Genomic DNA, 3,718 nt, shown 5'->3' on the forward strand with positions numbered 1-3,718 from the left:
GCCCTGATGGCGATGCCTCAGCGTATGTACGATTCCCCGCGCCGCCTCGTTCGATATCCACTTGCTGTCGCCGGTGCGGGTGGCAATTTTGCCGTCCAGTGTAGTGGCGCTCTTCAAGGTGACGAAAGGCTGCTGTGTCAGTATATATTTAATGAACTTCTCATTAAGCCGCAAGGCCCGCTCGCGCAGCAGCCCGACCTCAACCTCGATTCCCGCCTCGCGGAGCATCGCGATGCCGCGGCCCGCCACCTGGGGATTCGGGTCCTCGCAGGCAATGACAACCCTGGCCACGCCTTCGGCGATCAACCGCCCGCTGCACGGGGGCGTCTTGCCGTAATGGCTGCACGGCTCCAGCGTCACATAAGCCGTGCTTCCCGCCGCTTGTCCGGCCGCCATATTCAGCGCATGCACCTCGGCGTGGCCGGTCCCCCGCTTAAGATGGGTGCCAAGGCCGATCACCGCCCCGTCCTTAACGACGACGCAGCCGACCACCGGGTTGATCCCGGTCTGTCCCTGGGCCCGTTCAGCCATATCGAGCGCAAGCGACATATAGAATTCGTCATTCATTACATTCATGCCTAACCTCCGATCCCATCGGTTCACCGGCCAATGCCAATCCAATTAAAAAACCCATCCAGCACTCCTTGAAGGAGCCGTGAATGGGCAGATTGAGAGTGTGAAAGCTTCCACAATCCTGTACGGACAATTCCTGAACTCCAGGTTCTTGTGAATTATCGCACATAATATTCGGAAACCGTTTCATGGGGCCTGCACTTAACGGACAAGTGCAAGCGGCTTTCTCTCCTTCTTCCATCCAGACTATACTGTCGGTCCCGGAGTCTCACCGGGTCCACCGTCCGCGCGGCAAGCGCGTTCCGGGTAGCGGACTTGTCTTGCGCATGAACGCTTGCGCGTCATGCGAATCATCACCGCCGGTAGGGAATTTCACCCTGCCCTGAAGGATTGTCATATTCAGTTGAGCCGGTATAAAATACCGATGATTATGTCGGTATCTTATCATTTTATCGCGTAAAAATCAATCATCATAAGTAATGAATTTAAATTTACTTATTTTTTGTAAGTTAAGAAACAGGCTGGGGAGCTGTAACCGGGGTACACCGAGATGACGCCCATGCCGAGCGCTCAGTTAAAAAGGCAGATGGCGGTGTCCGCCGTCTGCCTTTGATATTTTGCCGCCGTATGCGCTTCAAATCAGGCTCCTGATACGGAGAGTGAACTCACCTTTAGCGTGGGAGAGGTGCAGCTGCCGATAAACCGCGGATCATTTCCAATCGTCTCAATACCGCTCAGCAGCTCGAAAAAATTGCCGGATACCGTTATCTGGTTCACGGGCCTCACAATTTCACCCCGCTCAACTAAGTAGCCGATCGCCGCCAGAGAGAAGCTTCCCGAGGTCGCGTTCGTACCGGCATGCAGACCTTGAAGCTCCACAATCAGAATTCCCCGCTCCGTGCCATGGATAATTTCATCAAGTCCGGCTGTGCCAGGAGCGATATAGAGATTATGATACGATACCTCGACCGTCCCTTTGTACCCGCCCTTTGCGGCGTTGGCTGTGCTTTCGGCTCCGGCCTTTTTGGCCGTTTTGCGGTTATGCAAAAAAGTAAGCAGTCTGCCGTCCTTGACCAGCTCATGGCGCGCGGTGGCGCTGCCTTCGGCATCGAACGCCTTGCTTGTCGGCGCATTTTCCATCAGTGGATCATCAATGATCGTAATATTGCTTCCGGCGACCTGTTCGCCCAGCTTGCCTTTCAGACGGGAAAATCCCTTGTCCACCGACTCTGCGGAGAACACCGAAGCGAAGCTTGACAGCAAGGAGGTTGCGGCGTCATTTCTGAAAATCACCGGATATTGGTCCGACTGCACCGTTTCTGCCCCCAGCTTGGACACGGCTTCCCGGACTCCAGTCAGCGCCACGGCCTCCACATCGATATCGTCGAAGCTGCGCAGCGAGAAGTCGAACCAGCCCCCGGTCACCGTCTCCTTCGCGTCCTTCGATTCCTTGGCCAGCACATAAATGCTCGCAGAGGCCGAGCTGTGCTTTCTGTGGCAGTTCAGGCCCTTCGTATTGACAATCAGCACTTCGCTTTCGCTGACCGAAGCGGCGGAGCGTCTGACCATATCAATTCGCGGATCGGCGCTGAGGGCAATGCGTTCCATCTTAAAGGCGGCTTCAATCAATTGATCGGGAGGCGTCGCCATCACGGAAGCCCAGTAGGTATTCACGGAATGATAGTGCTCCGAACCGGCGAAGAGTTCCTCCGGCTCCTTGTTCTCCAGCACTTCGGCATTGCCCGCCGCTTCGTCCAGCAAATAGTCAATGGATTCATGATCCAGCCTCTCGGTGGAGGAATAGCCCATTTTGCCGCCAATAAGCCCGCGGAACGACAGGCCGCCGCTCTGGGCGTTTTTGTACGCATCGATTTCGCCCTTAAGCACCGACACCGAGATGGACCGGCCGTTCGCATAATAAATTTCCATTTCGGCAAATCCCGCTTCCCTTCCTTTGGCAAAAAGGGCCTCCTTAAACTCTTCGATATTCATGCGCTACTCCCCCTTTCTTCCGCCGACAGTCATCTCCGACACCCGGATCGTCGGCTGTCCGCAGTTCACCGGAAGACTTCCGCTGACCGATCCGCACATGCCCTGTCCGTGCTCAAGATTGTTGCCGACCATATCGATTTTGCTCAAGCAGTCGATTCCCTTGCCGATCAGGGTCGCGCCCTTGACCGGCTCCGCGATTTTACCATTTCGGATTATATAAGCTTCCTGAACGGCAAAGTTGAAATCGCTGGTTGCCGTATTCACCGAGCCGCCGCCCATGGACTTGGCATAAATGCCGTATTCGGTATTCGCGATGATCTCCTCGCGGGTCGAGGCTCCATTGCAGATGAACGTGTTGTTCATCCGCGACGCCGGGGCGAATTTATAGGATTGCCGTCTGCCGGAGCCGGTGGAAGGCATGCCCATTCTGCGGGAGCCCATCCGGTCGATCAGATAGCCCTTCAGGATGCCGTTCTCGATCAGGACATTGCGCTGCGTCCCGGCGCCCTCGTCGTCGACATTGAGCGAGCCCCAGGCATTCGCAATCGTACCATCGTCCACCGCCGTTACAAGCGGGGAAGCGACCTGCTCGCCAAGCTTGCCCGCGAATACCGACGAACCCGGAGCCACGGCGGTTGACTCCAATCCATGACCGCAGGCTTCATGGAACAGGACGCCGCCGAACCCGTTGTCGATAATGACGGGGAGCCTTCCGCTGGGGGCGTAGCTTGCCTTGACCATCGTAACCGCGATCCGGGCAGCCGTGCAGGCATGCTCTTCGATGTCAAGGCCTTCCAGGAAGTCGTGGCCGGCATAGGCCCCAGGCCCGCTGAAGCCGGATTGCTTCTGATCGCCATCCTCCGCCACCGCGCTGATGCCAAGCCTTGTATAGACCCGCTGGTCCTGAACCAGCAAGCCCTCGCTGTTTGCGATCAGCACATTTTGCCGCTGATTCGTCGCATACACCTTCGTCTGGGCAATGGAGGAATCGTATCCCGACGCGGCCGTGTGGGCGCGCCGCATCAGCTCGATGCCGCGCTTCTTCTGCGAGCTGTCCGGCATAATTCCAATGACATGGCGATTATCGAAAACGGTCCGCCGCAGATCCATTACCCGGCTGACCGCTGCGCCGCCGCGGATAGCGGCCGGCGCC

General features: G+C 57.0%; 3 protein-coding genes and 1 riboswitch. All 3 genes read right to left on the reverse strand.

Features of this window, described 5'->3' with window-relative positions; translation table 11 throughout:
- Window positions 1-576: bifunctional diaminohydroxyphosphoribosylaminopyrimidine deaminase/5-amino-6-(5-phosphoribosylamino)uracil reductase RibD (gene ribD / locus L692_RS0121180; RefSeq protein WP_025702019.1), on the reverse strand; the 576-nt coding region annotated here is incomplete at its 3' end.
- Window positions 577-798: 222 nt separating this feature from the next.
- Window positions 799-967, reverse strand: a riboswitch (FMN riboswitch).
- Window positions 968-1,212: 245 nt separating this feature from the next.
- The gene (locus tag L692_RS0121185) at window positions 1,213-2,565 is read right to left on the reverse strand and encodes a TldD/PmbA family protein (RefSeq protein WP_025702020.1); all 1,353 of its coding nucleotides are present in this window, start codon (window positions 2,563-2,565) and stop codon (window positions 1,213-1,215) included.
- A gap of 3 nt (window positions 2,566-2,568) precedes the next feature.
- Window positions 2,569-3,718 (reverse strand): TldD/PmbA family protein (locus tag L692_RS0121190; RefSeq protein ID WP_025702021.1); only part of this gene is annotated, 1,150 nt, incomplete at its 5' end.

Origin of the sequence: Paenibacillus forsythiae T98, from assembly GCF_000520735.1 — a bacterium.
In the GTDB taxonomy this organism is placed as follows: domain Bacteria; phylum Bacillota; class Bacilli; order Paenibacillales; family Paenibacillaceae; genus Paenibacillus_AQ; species Paenibacillus_AQ forsythiae.

Coding starts and splice junctions, on each gene's coding strand:
- L692_RS0121185 (WP_025702020.1), bottom strand. CDS start 2,565: ATGAATATCGAAGAGTTTAAGGAGGCCCTTTTTGCCAAAGGAAGGGAA.